The sequence below is a fragment of the Argonema galeatum A003/A1 genome (assembly GCF_023333595.1).
In the GTDB taxonomy this organism is placed as follows: Bacteria; Cyanobacteriota; Cyanobacteriia; order Cyanobacteriales; family Aerosakkonemataceae; genus Argonema; species Argonema galeatum.
Genome location: NZ_JAIQZM010000062.1, coordinates 1 through 20,320, shown reverse-complemented (window position 1 = coordinate 20,320; position 20,320 = coordinate 1). Strand labels below are relative to the sequence as shown.

Sequence of the window (20,320 nt, the reverse complement as noted above, 5' to 3'; positions counted from 1 at the left end):
CAGCCTTCTAGGTAGGATGAGGCTAGTCCGTGGGTGTACCAGGATGTGACGAAGGTGGTGCCGGTCAACCATCCGCCTAGCGCTAGGTAGGCGCAGGGGAATAGGAGGATGCCGGACCAGCCGACGAATACGAACCGATCGCGCTTTAACCAGTCGTCGAGGACGTCAAACGCTCCTCTTGAGGCTCCAGCACGTCCGACAGCAATTGTCATGACGCAAATCTCCGAATAGGTATGAGTACGGTCGATCGGTTTTACGGTCACCTAACTGTTTGGCAGTTAAGGTTACGCACAAAACCACTTTAAACGTAATTCTAGTTTACGTTTCTTTACTATGTCTCTCATTATAGGTGCAAGTTTCCAAATTTTTCACACCCTAGATTGATTTAATTCAGGACAAGGAAGTCAAAAGACAAAAGGGACTGGGGACTGGGGACTGGGGACTGGGGGAAGAGGGAGAATTTTCTTTCTTTTGACTTTTGACTTTTGACTTTTGACTTTTGAGGCCCCTAATTTCGCTAACTTTGCAATACTAGAAAGTGGTTGTGGAATTAAGCAGAATATCTCAAACGCCCATGTTCACTATTGACTTGACTTTAAAGAACACTCCCTTCCCACTTTCAGTGCAACGGAAGTCAGACGAGGACGCCCAAGCGCTCTACAATCAAGTTCTGGAAGCGATGCGCTCTGGCAATCCTCAAATTTTGGAACTCACTTGCGACAAACAGCTAGAAAAAAAGATCGGCGTCCTGAGTACTGAAATCACCGCAGTGCAAATATCTCAGAAGTCCGGTGCTGCATCTGCTGGCAGACCCCCCGGTTTCTTCGCGATGACAGAAGCATAAATGCCCACAGACGGCGATCGCATGACCCAATCAGCCATTACAGTGGAAAATGTTGGCTTTAGCTGGCCTGGGGGCGAAACAGTTTTAAAATCCTGTTCTCTCAATGTCCCCAAGGGCCAATTCTGGATGCTTTTGGGGACAAATGGGAGCGGAAAATCGACATTGTTGAGATTGCTGGCTGGACTTTTGCGTCCCCAGTCTGGTGAAATTAAGATTGCTGGGCCTGTGGGATTCGTCTTCCAAAATCCGGATCATCAATTGGTGATGCCCACCGTTGGTGCAGATGTAGCCTTTGGACTGGTAGAGGAAAATCTCCCCTTGCGCCAAGTTCGTCAGCGGGTAGAAGAAGCGCTGGCGACTGTGAATTTGTGGGCATTGCAAAGACGGCCAATTTATGCTTTGAGTGGGGGTCAAAAGCAGCGGGTCGCGATCGCAGGTGCCCTCGCCCGTCGCTGTGAAGTATTGTTGTTGGATGAACCCACCGCCCTTCTCGATCCAGACAGTCAGTTAGACTTAGTAGCTCAAGTGCGGCGTTTAGTCAATACGCAGGGCATAACTGCCCTGTGGGTCACTCACCGCTTAGACGAGTTAAATTACTGCGACGGAGCATTCTTGTTAGAACGGGGCTTGGTTGTTGATAAAGGCGATCCAAATCGCTTGAAACAACGCCTGATGCAAGAGGAGATTGCCTAGCAGAGGGGCTAGGAAAGTCAAAAGTCAAAAGTCAAAAAGGGGCTAGGGGAAGAGGGGAAAAAGGAGAAGAGGGAGAAATTTCTTTCTTTTGACTTTTGACTTTTGACTTTTCTAGCCCTATATTGAAAGATAAAGTATCATCGAAAATATTAAGTTTAGAAAAATTTGGCGTTGAAAAATGATACCCCCCTCGCCGTCGGCTACTTTGCTCGTAGACGGCTACAACATAATTGGCGCTTGGCCTCTTCTGCTTTACACGCGCGATCGCAACGGACTAGAGGCCGCCCGCTGGCAACTGATTGAAGCGCTAGTCAGCTATAGTGCTTTTCAAGGCTTGGATACTCAGATAGTATTTGATGCCCAGTATAGAAATACACCAAGCAATAGTGAAGTTATTACCGATCGTTTATCGATTTGCTTCACTGATTTTGAGCAGACAGCAGACACTTTCATAGAAAAAATCTGTGCTGACTTAAACCAAGAATTGCGTAAATTTAAACGTAGAGTGATTGTGGCGACATCAGATCGAGTTCAGCAACTGATGGTCACGGGGTACGGTGCCGAATGGATGTCAGCCCAGAAACTCTACCACGAAGTTGAATCAACGGCTCAGGGCATCCGCCGCCAAAACAAAGCCAACAAGCAATCATCCAGTCGTTTTCTAGCCAATTCCCTTGACCCGAAATCCCGGCAACGTTTGGCCCAGTTGCGAATGGGATTGAAGTAGCACCCGACGGCTTTTTATGCGCTCAAAGCCTCGCTAGATATGGCTTAAGACGAGTTATATAAATAAAAATCAAAAAAGTTTGCCAGAGGGCTTGCCAACTCGGTTGCATTACCGTTAATATATTTAAGGGTTGCTCAAGTAGCAGCCAACGCAATCCTCGGTAGCTCAGTGGTAGAGCGATCGGCTGTAAGGGACAAACGCAGGTAAACCTTCAAGTTTGCTTGCATTACCTAGCAGCGCTATTCGGCAACGAGTAGTGTAAAATCGGGTGAATTCAAGGAAACCGCAGCACTTCGGGTGGCGGTAATCTTGAGCCAAGTCTGGGAAAATAGAGCGATTTGCTCTCATTAGCCAGAAAGGTGCAGAGACTAAGCTGAATGCTTAAAAAGGTTCTACCAAATGGTAGGAACGATACGGGAAATCAGGTCAGCGCTCGTGGGTATGATATACGGCGAGGCCACTCTTAGGAAAAATCTAGGAGGAGCAGTCGTATTAAAAATCATTCACAGCGAACGCCAAAAAGAATATCTGGAATACAAAAGCCAGATTATTCAATCTATGTTTGGGTATGAGTTGAAAGTTAGAAGCTTTGATAACAACGGCTACCCAGGTGTTGAGTTGGTAACTAGAAACCATGCACGCCTGCGCTCGTTGTATCCCGTTATATACAAAAACGGAAAAAAGCAGTTCACCCAAAAAGGGCTGAAAATTCTAACCCCGCTGGGAATAGCCTTGTGGTATCTTGATGATGGTTCGCTATCATACAAGCGGCGCGAGGGAAAAATCCACGGTCGCGAACTCACTCTAAACACATATTGCTCTGAGGCAGAAGCTCAATTAGTCAAGATTTACTTTGAGGAACAATGGGATATTCATTGGACTGTTGTTCCAAATAAAAGTTGGTGGAGACTAAGAATGGGAGCCAAAGAAGGTCGAAAGCTAATAAGTTTGATCGATCCCTTTGTCACAGACTGTATGAGATATAAAATTGACCTGAAATTAAAAGATACAGCATCAGCGACAGCGCCCGACATCCCATGTGGATGATGAGATAGTCCACCCCCTTCAGAAATGTTGGGATAAGTGTAACCGATTGGTCGTAGGTTCGAATCCCACCCGGGGAGTTTAGAAAAGGATGAAGTGGGAAGCATGAAAAATCAAATTTCACGCTTCCCACTTCAGCGTTCGGGGTTTGAGAAGTTCTGGGGGCTTGACCCAGATGTAACATTTCTTAACCACGGCTCATTTGGTGCTTGTCCAATGCCGGTTTTGGAAGCACAGCAGCGCCTGCGTCAACAAATGGAACGGGAACCGTTGCGCTTTTTTGGGCGCGAGTTTGAAGAATTGCTGGATGCCGCTAGAAGTGAGTTGGCTGAGTTCATCGGTGCAGATGCGTCGGAGTTGGTATTTGTCCCCAATGCGACAACGGGGGTGAATGCGGTGTTGCGATCGCTCAAATTTACCAGCGATGATGAGTTACTGACAACAGACCACGAATACAATGCCTGCCGCAACGTGCTTGATTTTGTTGCCAACGAGACAGGTGCGCGGGTAGTGGTGGCAAAAGTGCCTTTCCCGATGGATTCGCCAGAACAGGAGATCGCAGCGGTAATGGAAAAAGTTTCGTCTAAGACGCGATTGGCACTACTAGATCATATCACCAGCCAGACTGGTTTGATTTTTCCCATCCAGCGGCTAGTATCCCAGCTAGCCGAACTTGGTATCGATACTCTCATAGATGGTGCCCATGCGCCTGGGATGTTGTCCCTCAACTTACGGGAGATTGGGGCGACTTATTACACTGGTAACTGCCACAAGTGGTTATGTGCGCCAAAAGGGGCGGCATTTTTGTATGTGCGACGCGATCGGCAATCCCAGATTCGTCCTACTACAATTAGCCACGGTGCGAATTCTCCACGCACGGACAGGACTCGCTTCCAGCTAGAGTTTGACTGGATGGGAACTGACGATCCTACGGCTTACTTGTGCGTGCCAGAAGCGATTAAGTTTATGGGTTCTCTGCTTGAAGGTGGGTGGTCTGAGTTAATGGCACGAAATCGGGCAATGGCACTGGCGGCGAGGCAGATACTTTGCGAAGCGCTTGGCGAAACGCCACCTTGTCCCGATGAGACGATCGGTGCAATGGCAGTTGTGCCTTTACCAGATGCAGCGCCGAATCCAGGTAAAACGCCTTTAATACCGCCTTTACAAGATGCTCTATTTAAGGAATTTGGAATTGAAGTGCCGGTAATTCCGTGGCCTGCCGCACCAAAGCAGCTAATTCGTATTTCTGCTCAAATTTATAATACACAGGCACAGTATGAGTATTTAGCTTTTGCTCTAGCACAACTATACTCAGCACGGTCACAGACAGAGCTTTTTTTATTCCTGTAGGGGCTCCGCTGAGTGCGTGCCGTAGGCATTAGCATTCCGTCAAAGATCTTTGGGTTCAACCAACAAATTATTCACGGAATGCTTCGCCCATTTATGCCCGTGCGAAGTATACTAGGCACTTGAATCCCAGCGACTTGAAGAATGTTTATTGAAATTGTTCCTTTCTCCCCCACAAATCTACCAAAAGTCTTAATGTTTTCTTCGCCACATATCTACCAAAAGTCTTAATGTTTTCTCCCCAACAAATCTACCAAAAGTCTTAATGTTAGTGACATTCTGGGATAGGCAGAGAGTTACATAATTGAATGTAACTCTCTAGCGACCAAAATAGTTGGCGACCAACTTTCTTCTTCCCCAGTTTTTCACTTTTCTTCTTTAGATTGAAATCATGTAATCAACAACCAGGAAAGCGATTATGATGCCATCCCAAGTTTGTATGCTTCCTTACACTTTCTCAGAAATATTTGCACAAGCCAGCCGTTCTCGCAGAATTAGTCGCGGCGAATATGAGAGATTATTGCTTGCGCTGATGCAAAACTCACTCAACGAGGATGAGAGAAGTTCAATCAAGCGGCTCCTGTACGCGGTGCGTAGAAAAAGGATAAAAGTTGAGGGTAGCCCACATTTCGTGTTATCAATCTCTGACTTAGCATCCTAGTTTAGCGTCCGGTACAACAGTAGCTAAATGAGTGGGCTTAACTAAACTTAAAAATATTTTATTGTTCTTGACTGTTGATTTTTTTTGTTCACAATCAACAGTTAAATTTATCTTTACTACTTTATTAAGCAATTATAAAATATTTCTTTAGGTAGACGAGTCTTCAAGGTTTCACCGGATCTCTCCCTAGCTCGCGCTCCTTTGCTGTGCAAATGCGTAAACGTTGATAAACAGGACTTACGCAAAAACCAAGGTTTTGCCCCCCCTTGCCAAGGCCCCCCAAATCTGGGGGCTCCCCTCCTCATTCCCCCCAGATTTGGGGGGCTAGGGGGGAGAAAAGCGTAAGTCCTAAGCTATTACGCATCTAAATCGAATACAAAGACGGGCTTTCCTGCCCATCCCACAAGAAGCAAGAGAAAAACTGACTGTAAAATTAGATGCGTAGCAGCTTAATAAACCAGGGTTAGTGTAGCAGCTGGCTCTCAAGTTGTTGTAAAAATGTTCTATGATCAACCGCTCAGTGCCTCAGAGCCCCTTTGTGGCGGGGCCGATGATTACCGACCCCCAGTTCTTTGTCGGTCGCTCTTCAGAACTGGACGCCCTTACCTCGCGGATGACAGGTTCTCAACCTGTCAGCATCAACGTTGTGGGTAAAAAAGGCATCGGGAAATCTTCCCTGCTATATCACTTTTTCCAGACTTACGAACAGCGGGTGGAGAATCCCAAACGTTACGTAGCAATTTATCTCGACCTCCTGGATTCCGAGTGCCGGGATGAGATTGGTTTTTATCACGCCGTAGCTCGACAATTGTTAAATCTGCCAAAAGTGCGATCGCAACGAACCTTAACCAGACCATTTCAAGTTACATCCTTTGAGCGCCAGACCTTTTCCTCAGTGATGGGAGAGTGGAAACGGCAGGGAGTGCTGCCGGTGCTTTGTCTGGATGAATTTAGCGCTTTGTTCAAGCATCCCAATGAATTCAGTGATGGATTTTTTGACAACTTGCTTTTTTTGATGAACACCAACGCCTTGATGCTAGTGGTAGCTTCACAAAGAGAACTAAATTTTTATCGGCAGCGGTATAAATTGACCTCTTCTTTCTTCAATATGGGTGATGTTCTCAGATTAGGCAATTTGGCTGAAGAAGAAGCAAAAGAACTGGTAAGTTTGCCTGCCAGAACTGGTGTTCCAGCAGCCTTGCGTAACGATGAGCAACGCCTCGCCAGAAAATGGGGTGGATGTCATCCTTTCTTATTACAGTTGGCAGCTAGTTTGTTGTTGGAAGCGCGTCAGCAAGAGCAGGTTGTCAGTTGGGCAAAAGCTAGATTTGAACAAGAAGCGCGTCGCATTCCCAAACCGCTTTGGAAAATTACCCCACCCGCAGCTTATTTTGCCAGAAGCGCTGGCAGTATGGCAATTCTCATCCTGGTGGTTTTGGTTGCGATCGGCGTGCTGAAACAAACTCAAGTATTGGACTCCTTGTGGAAAGCTATGGGGAGGTAGAAATGGGTGGCAATTTCGCTATCTAAGAAAATCGGTTGTGATATTGAGCAGAGCAGTTAAGAAAATTTATATTTTGTTTAAAGTCATATCTTGCACCAGAGTTAGAAACCGGGTTTCTTGCAACTGTCTTTACCTGAAAGCCGGTTCTTTTTAGTCAATTATGCTGTAGGGACACGGCATCAGAAAATAATGTTGGTCATCCAAAGTTTTAATGATGCCGTGTCCCTACAAAAATGTTTACCATGAACATTAGCATCATAATTCCAAAAGACCCCATTTTTATTTCTTTTCTCCTCTGCCCCTCTGCCCCTCTGCCCCTCTGCCTCTCGGCGTTCACCCTTGAAGTAGCGACTGCGCCCCATCAATCCAAATTTCTGTACCGCTAATGTGACTCGAAGCATCCGAAGCTAGAAATAGCACTAATTGTGCCACCTGCTGTGAAGTTCCCGGCTTGCCGTCAGTTAGGGGAATCTCCCCTTCCGGAAACTCAACAGGTTCCTTAACCTTATCAAGATCGCGCCGTTCCGTGTTTTCGTCAATATCGGTTTCGATCGCTCCCGGACAGATGACATTGACGCGAATGCGGTGTTCGGCAAGTTCCAATGCCACCATTTTCGTAAAGGCAACCTGAGCAGCTTTAGAACATGAATAAGCCGTTGCACCAGTATTGCTAAAAATGCGCGTACCGTTAACCGAGGAAGTAATAATAACCGAGCCGCCTTGCTTTTTCAGATAAGGTACAGCGTATTTTACTGTTAAAAATGTGCCTTTAAGATTAACATTTATAGTTTTATCCCACTCTTCGGGCGTCAATTCTTCTATCGGTGCCCAGACACCATTAATACCAGCATTCGCAAACACAATATCCAGTCGTCCCCACTTATCCGCAATTTGCTGGATTGCTTGTTGCATCATATCCTGCTGCGAAATATCGGCAATGAGAGGAATGGCTTCGCCACCATCGCCTTCAATTTCGGCAACAATTTGCTCTGCTTCTCCTTCTTTATGCGCTAACGCTGCAACTTTAGCACCCTCTTTCGCTAGCAACTTTGCAGCCGCCTTGCCAATTCCCGAACCCGATCCTGTAACAAGCGCCACTTTTCCTGCAAGCTGCATATTATCCTTCCCTGGCAAAAGTTCTAAAAGTTTTCAGCCGTCATGTTGCCGAGCTTCACCAACGATTTGCTTTTGGTTCAATCAAATCATAACAAAATTATTTATCGATCACCCTGAAGGTAGAAATTTTAAAGCCTATTGCCGAAAAAATGTATGCAGCTTCCAGGAGTAGATGTGTATTAGCCCATAGGATAGATGCGTTCCTCTACCTTAATGCAGTAAACCAGAAAATAAGCCAAAACCAAAAACATTCAACCATTGCCGAAAGATGCCCGAACGTACTTCTACTTCTTCAAACCAAGATCCTCATTACCCTAAAAGAAGAGTACCCATGAATTTAAAGACAATGTGGGGACTGCTGAAAGAAACTTTTGATGAATGGAATGAGGATAAAGCGTCGCGGTTGGCGGCAGCGTTGGCGTATTATACGGTGTTTTCGATCGCACCGCTGCTGATTATCGTAATTGCGATCGCAGGCAGCGTATTCGGGGAAGAAGCGGCAAGAGGCCAGATTGTAGGCCAAATTCAAGGTTTAGTCGGCAGAAGTGGCGCAGAAGTCATCGAGACAGCGATCGAAAATGCCAACAAACCAGCCACCGGGACTATCGCCTCAATTATTAGCGTCATCGCCTTGCTGTTTGGCGCGTCTGGCGTATTTGGTCAGCTGCGAGATGCCCTCAATACTATTTGGGAAGTGGCACCAAAACCAGGTATTAACGTCAAAAGCTTTATTCGCCAAAACTTTTTGTCCTTCTCAATGGTACTGGGAATCGGCTTTTTATTGCTGGTGTCCCTAGTAGTCAGCGCCGTATTAGCAGGACTTAGTACTTATTTAAGTAATTTGCTACCCGGTATTGACTTTCTTTGGCAAATTGCCAATTTTGTCATCTCGTTCGGCGTCATTACATTACTGTTCGCGATGATTTACAAATTCTTGCCAGATGTGAAAATTACCTGGAGTGATGTTTGGATTGGTGCTGCTATCACTTCGCTGCTGTTCACGATCGGCAAAACTTTGCTGGGTTTGTATTTAGGGAACGGCAGTTTTGGATCGACTTACGGTGCAGCTGGGTCACTTGTAGTTATCTTGGCTTGGGTTTACTATGCTGCTCAAATTCTCTTTTTCGGCGCAGAGTTTACTCAGGTTTATGCGAGAAAATATGGTTCTCAAATCGTCCCCGATAAAAATGCTGTCCCCGTCACCGAGGAAGCCCGCGCCCAACAAGGAATGCCTCGCACTCAAGATATCGAAGCAGCGGGGGAATCGGATCGCAGCAAGCGAGGAAATAGACGGATGTCTAGACGCTCTGGATGGCGCGGGTTTGTGCAACGGCTAACTGGGAAGAGGAAAAATCGATATCGGTAACAATCTTGTTTTCACCAACAAGTGATATCATTTCCAAAAATTATTAAGGCTTTGATTGAGAACTATACTTTAGAGGGCTTCACGCCTCACTTCTTCAACTTGACCCACTTCAAAAATCAGCGTGATGTGTTGACCCATCTCTTTTTCTACAAATTCTTCTAAAAGCCGCACTTGTTTTGGTGTCAAAGGTTCGCTACTGCGAACATTCAGGCGGACTTCGGGTGGATTGGTTAACCAGTTGGCATCGCTTTTCATCAGTACCACCCGCTGAAAGGTAATCGTTCGGTTTAGTAACGCCTTTTTAAGACTTGCTTCCAGTCGGGCTTGCTTGATTAATTCTACAAAGCTCACGCCCAAGGGAATCACAAGTATGGCTGTAAAAACTAAAGTCCAAGTAAGAGCTTTACGGGCGCGATGCAATGGAGTGTAGCCTGCTATTAAAAAGGTCAGCATACAAGAAAGAGTAATTCCCAACAAATTGGTTAAATACAGAAGTGTTGCACCCAAACTGAGCGACCAATTTCCTTGAGATAAAGCCAAACCAATTACACAAATTGGGGGCATGAGAGCGACAGCGATCGCAGTTCCAGCCAGAGTACCAGAAACTTTGGGTTGAACTTTGGCAAAACCGCTGATTCCCCCGGCTGCAACCGCAATTCCCAAATCTAGCAAGGTTGGTTTGGAACGAGCTATAACTTCGCTGCCAAATTCCGGCAATCTTATTAAGGAACCTAGCAATACAGCTAACACAATTGCGAGAAAAGTACCTACTGCGATCGCACTTAATCCTTTGCGAACTAAGACAACATGGCCTTCTAAGGCTCCAAATGCCAATCCGCGAATAGGCAACATTAAAGGAGCAACGATCATAGCTCCAATAATCACAGCTACGCTATTAGATAAAAGCCCTAAAGTGGCAATTACGCATGAACCTAAAATCAAGACAAGATAATTAATATCTAAATTTGATTCTTCTAATAGCTCTAATTGTATTCGCTCTAAACTTGGCGGCTCGATGTTTCTGGTTTTGAATTTTTTAAAGCGAGTCTTAATACTTTTCATCAAAATTCTCTCCTTATAGCCTGAAACGTAAATTTATACTATTTTCCTTTTGACCCGATATTATATACCAGTTTCGTCCTCTTTGTAGTGCGATATATAGCATTACCCAGGAAAATGCGTATTACTAACCTTGGATAGAGTTTAAGCTTTTGAGATTTAACTATAATCAACAAAGTTTTATACCGCAGGGAGATGCCATGAATCTTCAAGAATCAACGTTAGCAGCGTGGGCGAAGATTCAGGGGATGATTGACGGCCTGATTGTAATGCTGCCAAATATAATGTTGGCCGCGATCGTCTTCGGGCTGTTTTTTTTCGCGGCGGGCCAAATTAAATTGCTCGTCAAACGCCTGACTCGAAGGCATCGACAGGCTCGCAATCTGGGGTTGGTACTGGGGCGTTTGTCCCAGGGAGTGGTGATTTTAGTCGGTTTATTTATTGCATTATCGATCGTCATCCCATCATTCCAGGCCGGAGATTTGATTCAACTGCTGGGTATTAGCAGTGTGGCGATCGGCTTTGCATTCCGCGACATTCTCCAGAACTTCCTAGCTGGCATCCTGATTCTGTTAACTGAACCTTTCCAAATTGGCGACCAGATCGTCTTCAAAGACTTTGAGGGAACAGTCGAAAACATCCAAACACGCGCCAGTACAATCAGAACTTATGATGGTCGTCGCATCGTGATTCCGAATTCCGAGCTGTTCACTAATTCGGTCACTGTCAACACAGCCTTTGATAACCGCCGTTTAGAGTACGATGTCGGCATTGGCTATGGGGACAATATCGATCGCGCCAAACAGTTAATTCTGGAAGCAGTTCGTAGCGTGAATGAGGTATTAGAAGATCCACCCCCAGACGCGCTGGTAGTAGAACTGGCTGAAAGTACCGTCAATATCCGCGCTCGTTGGTGGGTCGCGCCGCCGCGTCGTGCCGAGACTCTCGACGCAAAGGACAAAGTTCTTACCGCTATTAAGAATAAGTTAACTGCTAACGGCATCGATTTAGCTTTCCCAACTTATCAGATTCTGTTTCACGACCAAACAGAAGAGACAGATGGCGATCGCTCTCTTCAGCGCGAAGGTTGGCCCGCCGGAAAAAGCGAAGTACCGAAACCGCGCAGTATCGGCGGTTCTTTGCGTAAATTAGCCGAAATGCGCTCGCAAACAGATGGTAACGGCAAAGTTCAAAATACCACCGATGGCGAATGAAAATCAAACTGCTCAAACTTTGGGACTCACTGCATAGTAGCTATTGGTTCGTCCCAACCTTAATGGCCACCATAGCGATCGCGCTAGCATTTGGGATGGTGACGCTCGATCGCTATGGTATGTCTGGCCCAATTGAGAAATTAGGCTGGATTTATAGTGGTGGCCCAGAAGGAGCCCGCACCCTGCTTTCATCGGTTGCAGGTTCCATGATTACCGTTGCGGGTACTGTTTTTTCCATCACCCTGGTAGCGCTCCAACTTGCTTCCTCGCAATTTGGCCCGCGACTCCTCCGCAATTTCATGCAAGATACGGGCAATCAGGTAGTGCTTGGCACATTCATCGCCACATTTATTTACTGTTTGCTCGTACTGCGAACCATTCACGGAGAAGACTATGAAGTTTTCGTGCCACAGATTTCGGTAACAGTGGGCATCCTGTTAGCGATCGCCAGCATCGGCGTGTTTATCTATTTTATACATCACGCTTCAACTTCGATTCAATCGTCGTACATCATCGCGCAAGTCGGTTCCGATCTCGACAAAGCCATCGATCGCCTATTCCCTGAAAAAATAGGGCATGGCGTTGCTAACTCTCGGCGCTCGGTTGAGGAGATTCCAGCTAATTTCCACCGAGAAGCCTCACCGATTTTAGCCACTAGCAGCGGTTATCTTCAGGCAATTGATGACGAGAAATTGATGCAGATCGCCAAGTCAAAAAACTTAATTTTGCGTCTTAAATATGGCCCCGGAAAATTTATCGTCCAAGGAAGCGAAATAGTCGCCGTTTGGCCAAACAAAGCGGTGGATAAAAACTTGGCCAAGCAAATCCATCAATTATTTATTTTAGGCAGACAACGCACCGAACAGCAGGATATAGAATTTTCGATCGATCAATTAGTTGAAATTGCCGTGCGTGCCATTTCTCCTGGGGTCAACGATCCCTTTACCGCCATCAGCTGTATCGATCGACTAAGTGTAGCACTCTGTGGTCTGGCAGAAAGAGAATTTCCATCTCCTTATCGCTACGATGAGGAGAAAAATTTGCGCGTAATTGCCGAACGAGTTACGTTTGTCGGCATCATTGATGCTGCTTTTAATCAAATCCGACAGTATAGCAAGCCGGATGTAGCGGTACAAATTCGCTTGCTAGAAACGATCGCAGTTATCGCCACCCATACTAAAAATAAGAAATATCGCCAAGCGCTAGTGCATCATGCCAATATGATTCAGCGTACAAGTCAGGCGCAAATATCAGAAGAGAGCGATCGCGATTGTGTTAAGGAGCGATATTTGGCAGCCCTGAAAGAGTTAGACGATGTTAACTCGGTGGTGTAAGTACCGTCACGTTAACCAAAGGTGTGACATTAAAACCTGCTGCCCTTAATTGCGCTTGAATTTCGCGGGGAAGAGGAGAGCGAATCTGTGCATCCGACTCTTTAACTCCCTTTATAGAAAACAAAATAAATTAATGAATCGGCTTCAAGAGCAGTTGAGCAGTTAAGAAGTTTTAACTCAAAATATTATGAACCAGCCCAACCAAAAAAGGGAACTCGAAAAAGAACGAAGCGAAGTTCTGGAACAGTTAGAAGACTGGTTGGAAACACCGATGCTTTTGCTGGGTTTCGGATGGTTGGCGTTGTTAGTAGTCGATTTAATTGCGGGCTTAAATCCTATATTAGAAGTTATTAGTAACGTTATTTGGATCGTTTTTGTACTGGATTTCGGATTGCGATTTACTCTGGCTCCTCATAAAGTTGTTTATCTCAAACAAAACTGGCTAACGGCTCTATCTTTAATGTTGCCAGCATTGCGGATTTTTCGGATTACCCGCGTTATTCGCTTGCTCAATCCGGCGCGAGGACTGCGATTAGTGCGAGTGATTACTTCTTTAAATCGGGGGATGCGATCGCTCAGATCTAGCATGGGCCGTCGCGGTTTTGGTTACGTAATTTCACTTAGTTTAGTAGTAACGTTTGTGGGAGCAGCAGGAATGTATGCTTTTGAAAATAATAATCCTAATGGGGCAGGATTAAAAGATTACGGTACTGCACTGTGGTGGACGGCGATGATTATGACCACAATGGGGTCGGAATATTGGCCGCAAACTCCAGAAGGTAGAGTGCTTTGTTTGATTTTATCGCTGTATGCTTTTGGGGTATTTGGTTATGTAACGGCTGCGATCGCTACCTTTTTTGTCGGTCGCGATGCAGAAAACGATCGGGCAGAAATAGCAGGTGCTAAGTCTATAGCCGCCCTGCATGAGGAAATTTCAGCATTGCGAGCTGATATTCAAGCTCTTTCCGGTCATAAACAAGAATCTTGAAGACTGTTTCAGATTTTCTATTTGTAGGTAATTGATTATTTTTGCACAGACCAAATAGGAAGTTGGTTAACTTGTTGCAGGGTTAAATCTACATAGGTGATGCCATTTGCCTTGGCAACCGCTTGACCGAAATAACCTTCAGGGCCATCATGAGCGTGAGGGCCGCTGATTTGTACTGTGTAACGACCTTCCCGAACGGCTTGATTAAAGGGAGAACCAACAGTCCAAGGCCAACGGGGCGGGAACACAACGCGACCTATATCTTCAATCCAATCTCGACGGCCTCGCAAGTGGTAGATTCGATCGGATAAATTGAAGCCTTTATCGCCAGCGAAGACGCCTCCAACGGAGACAACTGTAATTTTTGTATTTAGCCACTGGTGAAGATAGGGAACTGCCCCCAGCGCAACTTGTGCGCCTCCGCTAGTACCGATGAGAATAATTTTAAAAGGTTGGGACTGTGGGATCGGATGTACCGCTTCCATACGATCGACGATCGCAGTGGCAATCCCCTGGTTATAAATAGGGCCGTAGCGATCGTCTGCGGAAATAGCAAATCGCCAAAGATTGCGGATTTTGATCAGTACGTCTGCTACATCTAGCCAGCCATCTGCCTGATGGGCAAATCGCCACAGGGGTGCCAGCGGTCTTCGACCTCCCAGACTCTCGTTCGCCGCTGAGTAGGGAAAAACATCCCGAACCGCTACACAATTAGAATGAGTTTTTACTAAACGGTTTAAAAATTCTTCTTCCCCAGGAGTTAATTCATCGGCAGAAAAATCCCCCACTCCTGGCAAAAAGACTATATAACAATTAATCTTTGAAGACTTAGTAACAGAACTGGAAATCTTGTCGAATGGCAAGTTCTTGGCCTGGTTACTTTTAAAGCTTAGACTCTCATATCCTTCATTCACCCACCACACTATAGTTCCCACTGGCGCGAGAGTTCCCCAGGCAAGAAGCAATAATCCTGCTAAGATTAGTAACCTTAAACTTCCACCTCGAAGCCAGATAAGTATCCGCCAGATAATTTGAAGCATTGAATAATGTTTAAGCCTCTAAAGAACTTCGCATTTAGCAGATTAAATTTTGGTTGTGATATTTTACTGAATCAGGATAATATCTAGATTGTCATCTACCTCAAGTATTAGAGATTCGCTGTGAGTGATAAAAAGTCAAAAGGTGGTTTGGGCAAGACAATCTGGAAAGCATTAGCGTTGAAGGGAGATTTTTACGAAAATGCTCGCAATACTCCTAAAACTCAACGGCGATCGCTTACGATCGTAATTTTAGCGGCTGTGTCCCATGCCCTTGGCAGTGCAGTTATCTTATTGATTAACAGGGCTACTCTGCCTATCCTAGTTCTGGCACTTTTGATAGATGGCCTCAGCGTGGCGGGAGGATACTATTTTTGGACTCTAACAATCTCGAAGCTCGGACAGTGGCTAAAACCGAATCACGTATCTTATAAAGATCTGCTGATTCCTATTGGCTATGCCTATTCTCCCCAATCGCTGAATTTCTTAACGGTGATTCCTTTGTTAGGACGACCGATCGAACTGGTGTTATCTGTATGGAGTTTGCTAGCTGTAATTGTTGCCGTTCGTCAAGGTTTGGATATTACCACTCGTAAGGCGTGGTTGATTTGTTTGGTAGGTTGGCCTTTAATTCAAGTAGCAATTGGTTTTGTACAAGTTTTTGAACAGTATTTAGTTAAGTTGGCCGCTTGATATCGGCGACGGTAGTTTTTGTGGTGCGATCGCACCAATCTAACACTCGATTCCAAGCCCACCAACAATCGGGGTCTCCCGCTTGCTGCTGGCACGTTTTGCTGCTGATGTAGCCCACATGACCGCCGTAACGAGTCAAAATCAAATCAATGTAAGGGTTATCAGCAGAGGCGGCTTGCAAGTCAGGTATAATTGTCGGGTCAAACATGGGGTCATCTGCGGTGTATAAAATTAGAGTCGGTTTCTTCAGGTGAGGCAATATGTGTAAAGCGCTGCTAGCCTCGTAATAAGCTTCGACGGATGGGAAGCCCAATCTATCTATTACAAGTTCGCGATCGAAACCCCAAATGCCGTTGGCCCGATCGATCGCAGCCGGATCTATTGTGCCGGGATGAGCATCGTGGATACGCCAGGCCAGTTTTTTGAGTTCGCGTGCGATCGCTTTCTCCAAATACTTGCCCCAGCGATGCTTTACTAAATAAGAGAGAGAACGATTGGAATCCAAACTCGGACAAATTACTGCCGCACCACCAATGTCCGTCGATCGCAATCCTATATCCCCATCTTGCACCGTCAGCTCTTGTGCTGCTTTCACCGCCCATAGCGCCAGCTGTCCCCCCAGAGAAAACCCCGCAAACCAGAACGGTGCCGGACACCCCATTGTTTTAGCCGATTTGGCAATGCGGACAAAATCTTCTCCCTCGTACAAACCATCAGAAGTCAGTGTCGGAGATAACTCTGCCGTTCTGCCGTGGGCACGCCAATCAAATAGCACCACTGCATAACCGCGAGCAAATGCCTTCCGCCCCAGCAGTCTTAGAAACCATTGATTATCCAAAGACCCTGTAATACCGTAAGTACCAACAATCGTACCGCAAGGTTTCTCAGGAATCGCCACAAGGCCAAAAATGGGCACGTCTTGAGCGCCTGCAAAGATTGTCTCTTGGTAAGACGGTTCTGGCTCAATAATGGTGCTTTCCCACTCACGACCGCCCAACAGAGCAGTGTAAAGGGTCATCGCCAGACCGTTTCTGGTTTGCCAAGGTGGACTATAGGCATAATTTGGCATATCAACGCAGATCTACACAATTTTAAACAATTTTAACCAGTCCCTAACCAGATCTCTGGGGCGTTAGGGAGATAGGAACCCAAAAACCTGCGATCGCAAGCCTCTATCCTCGAATAGCCGTAAATCTTCCATAAAGATCCACTTTCTTTAGAAAGAATTTAGAATCCTTGCTTATAATCTGTACAGGAATCTTTGGATGCCGTAACAGGTTCTATAAGAACCTTAAAAAAACCCGTTAGTCAAAGCTATATAGTCAACAACCCACCACGTGAAAAGGAGTACCGATTAAGCGTGGGGGCTTGAAAAACAGCCCTAGTTGACCAGACTTAGGTAGCAATACCTACGTTAGTGGCAAGAGTTCGAGTTCCTACCTACGGATGCGACGCCAGTCCGTAGCTCTAGAACCAAGTGGTTAAAAAGGTTTAAAGGGTTAAGCCAGTGCTGCTGGGATAGTACCGACCACTAACATTGTCAAGGCGAACATCACCCCAGAAATGGGAGGGGGAGTAATCCCCAATTAAACGCCCCACCGAGGCGGGTCACAGTATCGGTAGCCAAAGCCCTGTGATGCCAGCAGGTATGCCAGAAAGTTCCCACTTCCGTTAGCGAAGCGGCTCCTAAAAGGAGCGGCGAAACGGGTTTTTCACGTCATTTTAACAATCTTTATGCAAACTAGACCACGGCCTCCCTTTCCTCTCACCGCCAAGCTCAGGACAGCTATGGCGGGAGTCTCCAGGGAGGAAGAAAGATGATGCCTCGGATACTCGTCATCGACGATGACCCCGCTATCTCAGAATTAGTCGCCGTCAATCTGGAAATGGCTGGATACGATGTCAGCCAAGCAGAAGATGGCATTAAGGGTCAGGCACTGGCCCTACAAATACAGCCAGACCTGATAATGCTAGACCTGATGCTGCCCAAGGTGGATGGATTTACCGTTTGTCAGCGCCTGCGTCGGGATGAGCGTACCGCAGATATCCCAGTATTAATGTTGACGGCTTTAGGTCAAACCGAAGATAAGGTACAAGGCTTAAATGCTGGTGCCGATGATTACATGACCAAGCCGTTTGAAATCGAAGAAATGCTCGCCAGGGTGCGGGCTTTACTGCGACGCACCGATCGCATTCCCCAAGCCGCCAAACACACCGAAATCCTTAACTACGGCCCTCTTACCCTGGTTCCAGAACGGTTTGAAGCTATTTGGTTGGCTCAGACTATCAAACTAACTCATCTGGAATTTGAGCTACTCCACTGCTTACTCCAGCGCCACGGTCAGACGGTCTCTCCTAGCGAAATTCTCAAAGAGGTCTGGGGCTATGACCCAGATGATGATATTGAAACTATTCGCGTACACATCCGACATTTGAGAACCAAAATGGAACCTGACCCTCGCCACCCGCGCTATATCAAGACTGTATACGGTGCTGGCTATTGCCTGGAGTTACCCAGTCGCGAGCAAATAACGGCAGATACAGCTTCTTGACACTTTTAGCTTCTCGCTCCCTCGCCTCCCACTGTATTCGTTACCTGAATCAGTGTGTGGAATATGTCACTTACGACGACGACCGGCAAAGTAAATCCCCAACAGTGAAAGACCAGCGAAACTCGCTGGTTCAGGTACGGTAACGGATTTCGGATCGGAAATAATCTTACCGTACAAAGAGGCGATCGCAACGCTTCCTTCTGGTGAGTTGAACTCCTTAACAATGGCTTTACCGCCATTGGTAGAGAAGCCCATCAGTTGAAGTGTGTAATCATTTTCTTGGTAATTAAACTTCTGACTGGATAGTCCGGCGGTGGAAAAACGCAACCTGTCACCATCCAGAACAGGATTGCCGCTCGTATTCGGTGTATTTAGGATATTGAATAAAAAGTTAAAACTCTCGCCGCTTGCAAATGGAAGGGCGAGAGATAAAGCTATTTGCAGCGGAAAATCACCATCAAAATTGGAGTAAGTGTATGTACTGCCGTTGCGGTAAGAGAGAGTGCCAAGATTAAAGAGGCTGTTGACGCCAGCGCTAAACGTTGTCCCGTCGAACTGGACGTAGCTGGTAAATGTATTCGGAGCTGCTTCACCCCAAGTTAGGCGGTTATTCGTATTGCCGTTATGGCTGCTAATTGAGATAACTGATGTGGGACTGGGAGTAAGAGGGGTTCCCCATTGAGCAGAAGTACTGCCTGCGAAAGTTGCAGCTTGAGCTTGATTTTGGAAACCCACCAATAGTGCGATCGCCAGAAAAAATTTAGATACCTTAACTGTACCTTCTAAATTAAATTTCATAATCTTCTTACTTAATAGGACTAACTTCTCAAAGCTAGTAGATTCACGTAGGCTTGCCAAGCTTCTATCTACGTATTTACCGTATCTTTATTTAATCTTCATCGATTCTTTATAAATCTTCCTTTTGACAACAGCCTGAGCTATTCCTCTTTATTAATTCTTTATTGAAGCTTCATGACATCTTTATAAAAAACTTTCCACAAAAACCGAAATTATTCCCTGCATAAAAATAAAAAGTTAGCAATACAACCTTTGTTAGGTGAGTGAGGTATAAAGAAACCGGGTTTCTTGGAGAAACCCGGTTTCTGAGGTGTACTTCATGCAACTGAAAACCGCTATTATAGCTAGGGGCTAGGGGCTAGGGACTAGGGGAAGAAGGGTAAATGCGGAGCAGCTTATCCCCATGCAAGATTTTCTGCTTCATCGATTAGATGTTTCGGCTACGACGACGGGTGGCGAAGTAAATTCCCAATAGCGATAAACCAGCCACAGCAGCAGGTTCGGGAATCGTCTTCTGCGGCGGCGCTTGACCAACACCCGTAAGTTTGCCGTACAAAGATGCGTTGGCAATAGTCCCTTCTGGGGAGTTGAACTCGCTCATCATAGTTAGACCGCCATCGGAAGAGAAGCCAGTTAACTCAAGGGTGTAATCGACTCCATCGTAATTAAACTGCTGGCTGGATATGCCAGCAGTAGAAAAACGCAGTTTGTCCCCATCCACAACTGCGTCGCCGCTGTTGTTGGGTGTGTTGAAGATGTTAAATGAGAAATCAAAATTCTGAGTGGTGTTGAAAGGGTTTGTCAAAGACAAAGCGATATTGAGAGGAAAGTCGCCGTTGAAACCGTCCCACACTGAGCCATTGCGGTAAGTTAGATTACCAAGATTGAAAAGGCTACCTACACCAGCATTAAAGCTTACACCGTCATACTGGACATAGTTATTGAATGGGGTACAGGTCAGACAGTTATCAGTCCGACCCCATGAAAGACTATTATTTATACCTCCATTCTCGCTGGAAATATAAGTACTCCCAGACGGATTAGCAGGCATTCCCCATTGACCGGAGGATGTGCCCTCAAAGGTAATCGCTTGCGCTTGTCCGGCTAGACTCACTAACAAGGTAGCAGTGAGAGCGGCTGCGGATAATTTAGCTGTGTGAGGATGCGATCGCATAAATTTATTGTTCGGTAGTTCGCAAATCCACACTACACAATTTACAAGTAATTGTTCAATGGTAATTTCCACTTTTAACCTATTAAGCAGTAGTATAGCAACCGCTCTCGTCGATTAGGGCAGTAGGGGCGAAGCATTCGGGCATATAATTTATTGGTTAAAACCTTAT

At 46.0% G+C, this 20,320-nt stretch carries 18 protein-coding genes and 1 pseudogene; 12 read left to right on the top strand and 7 right to left on the bottom strand.

Translation table 11 applies throughout. From position 1 onward, the window contains the following. Positions 1-212: pseudogene (locus LAY41_RS30960) on the bottom strand (photosystem II D2 protein (photosystem q(a) protein)); the annotation flags it as partial. Between the two features lie 362 nt (positions 213-574). Between LAY41_RS30960 and LAY41_RS30955 the strand changes: the two are divergent. From LAY41_RS30955 to LAY41_RS30930, 6 genes are all read left to right on the top strand, one after another. Next, positions 575-844, top strand: a complete 270-nt coding sequence (locus LAY41_RS30955) for a UPF0367 protein family (RefSeq protein ID WP_249106411.1) — start codon at positions 575-577, stop codon at positions 842-844. Then, a complete protein-coding gene (locus tag LAY41_RS30950) occupies positions 845-1,537 on the top strand; it encodes an ABC transporter ATP-binding protein (RefSeq protein ID WP_249106409.1) in 693 nt (230 codons plus the stop codon). A 178-nt stretch (positions 1,538-1,715) separates the two neighbouring features. Continuing rightward, positions 1,716-2,264, top strand: a complete 549-nt coding sequence (locus LAY41_RS30945; RefSeq protein ID WP_249106407.1) for an NYN domain-containing protein — start codon at positions 1,716-1,718, stop codon at positions 2,262-2,264. A gap of 399 nt (positions 2,265-2,663) precedes the next feature. Further along, positions 2,664-3,311, top strand: a complete 648-nt coding sequence (locus tag LAY41_RS30940) for a hypothetical protein (protein ID WP_275974488.1) — start codon at positions 2,664-2,666, stop codon at positions 3,309-3,311. A 102-nt stretch (positions 3,312-3,413) separates the two neighbouring features. Continuing rightward, positions 3,414-4,658, top strand: a complete 1,245-nt coding sequence (locus tag LAY41_RS30935) for an aminotransferase class V-fold PLP-dependent enzyme (protein WP_249106405.1) — start codon at positions 3,414-3,416, stop codon at positions 4,656-4,658. A 1,163-nt stretch (positions 4,659-5,821) separates the two neighbouring features. Next, a complete protein-coding gene (locus LAY41_RS30930) occupies positions 5,822-6,820 on the top strand; it encodes an nSTAND1 domain-containing NTPase (protein WP_249106404.1) in 999 nt (332 codons plus the stop codon). Between the two features lie 333 nt (positions 6,821-7,153). On the opposite strand, the gene LAY41_RS30925 is transcribed toward LAY41_RS30930, so the two are convergent. Then, positions 7,154-7,936, bottom strand: coding sequence for an SDR family oxidoreductase (locus LAY41_RS30925; protein ID WP_249106403.1), 783 nt, complete (start codon positions 7,934-7,936; stop codon positions 7,154-7,156). 331 nt (positions 7,937-8,267) lie between these two features. Here LAY41_RS30925 and LAY41_RS30920 point away from each other — a divergent pair, with 331 nt between their 5' ends. Next, a complete protein-coding gene (locus LAY41_RS30920; RefSeq protein WP_249106402.1) occupies positions 8,268-9,302 on the top strand; it encodes a YihY/virulence factor BrkB family protein in 1,035 nt (344 codons plus the stop codon). A 69-nt stretch (positions 9,303-9,371) separates the two neighbouring features. Here the strand turns inward: LAY41_RS30920 and LAY41_RS30915 are convergent, their stop codons facing one another. Further along, a complete protein-coding gene (locus LAY41_RS30915) occupies positions 9,372-10,364 on the bottom strand; it encodes a DUF389 domain-containing protein (protein ID WP_249106401.1) in 993 nt (330 codons plus the stop codon). Between the two features lie 197 nt (positions 10,365-10,561). On the opposite strand from LAY41_RS30915, the gene LAY41_RS30910 reads away from it, so the two are divergent. The 3 genes from LAY41_RS30910 (at position 10,562) to LAY41_RS30900 (ending at position 13,897) form a co-directional block, all read left to right on the top strand. Beyond that, a complete protein-coding gene (locus LAY41_RS30910) occupies positions 10,562-11,575 on the top strand; it encodes a mechanosensitive ion channel family protein (protein ID WP_249106400.1) in 1,014 nt (337 codons plus the stop codon). After that, positions 11,572-12,909, top strand: a complete 1,338-nt coding sequence (locus LAY41_RS30905; protein ID WP_249106399.1) for a DUF2254 domain-containing protein — start codon at positions 11,572-11,574, stop codon at positions 12,907-12,909. The genes LAY41_RS30910 and LAY41_RS30905 overlap by 4 nt, the downstream gene beginning before the upstream one ends. A gap of 187 nt (positions 12,910-13,096) precedes the next feature. Continuing rightward, a complete protein-coding gene (locus LAY41_RS30900) occupies positions 13,097-13,897 on the top strand; it encodes an ion transporter (RefSeq protein ID WP_249106398.1) in 801 nt (266 codons plus the stop codon). A gap of 35 nt (positions 13,898-13,932) precedes the next feature. Here LAY41_RS30900 and LAY41_RS30895 read toward each other — a convergent pair whose 3' ends face one another. Continuing rightward, positions 13,933-14,937, bottom strand: a complete 1,005-nt coding sequence (locus tag LAY41_RS30895; protein WP_249106397.1) for a hypothetical protein — start codon at positions 14,935-14,937, stop codon at positions 13,933-13,935. A 120-nt stretch (positions 14,938-15,057) separates the two neighbouring features. Between LAY41_RS30895 and LAY41_RS30890 the strand changes: the two genes are divergently transcribed. After that, the gene (locus LAY41_RS30890; protein WP_249106396.1) at positions 15,058-15,627 is read left to right on the top strand and encodes a YIP1 family protein; all 570 of its coding nucleotides are present in this window, start codon (positions 15,058-15,060) and stop codon (positions 15,625-15,627) included. On the opposite strand, the gene LAY41_RS30885 is transcribed toward LAY41_RS30890, so the two are convergent. Then, a complete protein-coding gene (locus LAY41_RS30885; RefSeq protein ID WP_249106395.1) occupies positions 15,611-16,696 on the bottom strand; it encodes a YheT family hydrolase in 1,086 nt (361 codons plus the stop codon). The genes LAY41_RS30890 and LAY41_RS30885 overlap by 17 nt on opposite strands. Positions 16,697-17,447: 751 nt before the next feature. On the opposite strand from LAY41_RS30885, the gene LAY41_RS30880 reads away from it, so the two are divergent. Beyond that, positions 17,448-18,179, top strand: coding sequence for a response regulator transcription factor (locus tag LAY41_RS30880; protein WP_249106410.1), 732 nt, complete (start codon positions 17,448-17,450; stop codon positions 18,177-18,179). 66 nt (positions 18,180-18,245) lie between these two features. On the opposite strand, the gene LAY41_RS30875 is transcribed toward LAY41_RS30880, so the two are convergent. After that, positions 18,246-18,977: a choice-of-anchor K domain-containing protein gene (locus LAY41_RS30875; RefSeq protein WP_249106394.1), complete on the bottom strand. Its 732-nt coding sequence runs from the start codon at positions 18,975-18,977 to the stop codon at positions 18,246-18,248. Positions 18,978-19,404: 427 nt separating this feature from the next. After that, the gene (locus LAY41_RS30870; RefSeq protein ID WP_275974489.1) at positions 19,405-20,151 is read right to left on the bottom strand and encodes a choice-of-anchor K domain-containing protein; all 747 of its coding nucleotides are present in this window, start codon (positions 20,149-20,151) and stop codon (positions 19,405-19,407) included. Between the last annotated feature and the right edge of the window lie 169 nt (positions 20,152-20,320).

Excerpts from the sequence above, each read along its gene's own strand:
- LAY41_RS30940 (WP_275974488.1), top strand. The coding sequence starts at position 2,664 with ATGGTAGGAACGATACGGGAAATCAGGTCAGCGCTCGTGGGTATGATA.
- LAY41_RS30945 (WP_249106407.1), top strand. The coding sequence starts at position 1,716 with ATGATACCCCCCTCGCCGTCGGCTACTTTGCTCGTAGACGGCTACAAC.
- LAY41_RS30905 (WP_249106399.1), top strand. The coding sequence starts at position 11,572 with ATGAAAATCAAACTGCTCAAACTTTGGGACTCACTGCATAGTAGCTAT.
- LAY41_RS30935 (WP_249106405.1), top strand. The coding sequence starts at position 3,414 with ATGAAAAATCAAATTTCACGCTTCCCACTTCAGCGTTCGGGGTTTGAG.
- LAY41_RS30915 (WP_249106401.1), bottom strand. The coding sequence starts at position 10,364 with ATGAAAAGTATTAAGACTCGCTTTAAAAAATTCAAAACCAGAAACATC.
- LAY41_RS30885 (WP_249106395.1), bottom strand. The coding sequence starts at position 16,696 with ATGCCAAATTATGCCTATAGTCCACCTTGGCAAACCAGAAACGGTCTG.
- LAY41_RS30920 (WP_249106402.1), top strand. The coding sequence starts at position 8,268 with ATGAATTTAAAGACAATGTGGGGACTGCTGAAAGAAACTTTTGATGAA.
- LAY41_RS30955 (WP_249106411.1), top strand. The coding sequence starts at position 575 with ATGTTCACTATTGACTTGACTTTAAAGAACACTCCCTTCCCACTTTCA.
- LAY41_RS30910 (WP_249106400.1), top strand. The coding sequence starts at position 10,562 with ATGAATCTTCAAGAATCAACGTTAGCAGCGTGGGCGAAGATTCAGGGG.
- LAY41_RS30950 (WP_249106409.1), top strand. The coding sequence starts at position 845 with ATGCCCACAGACGGCGATCGCATGACCCAATCAGCCATTACAGTGGAA.
- LAY41_RS30880 (WP_249106410.1), top strand. The coding sequence starts at position 17,448 with ATGCCTCGGATACTCGTCATCGACGATGACCCCGCTATCTCAGAATTA.
- LAY41_RS30895 (WP_249106397.1), bottom strand. The coding sequence starts at position 14,937 with ATGCTTCAAATTATCTGGCGGATACTTATCTGGCTTCGAGGTGGAAGT.
- LAY41_RS30925 (WP_249106403.1), bottom strand. The coding sequence starts at position 7,936 with ATGCAGCTTGCAGGAAAAGTGGCGCTTGTTACAGGATCGGGTTCGGGA.
- LAY41_RS30875 (WP_249106394.1), bottom strand. The coding sequence starts at position 18,977 with ATGAAATTTAATTTAGAAGGTACAGTTAAGGTATCTAAATTTTTTCTG.
- LAY41_RS30900 (WP_249106398.1), top strand. The coding sequence starts at position 13,097 with ATGAACCAGCCCAACCAAAAAAGGGAACTCGAAAAAGAACGAAGCGAA.
- LAY41_RS30870 (WP_275974489.1), bottom strand. The coding sequence starts at position 20,151 with ATGCGATCGCATCCTCACACAGCTAAATTATCCGCAGCCGCTCTCACT.
- LAY41_RS30930 (WP_249106404.1), top strand. The coding sequence starts at position 5,822 with ATGATCAACCGCTCAGTGCCTCAGAGCCCCTTTGTGGCGGGGCCGATG.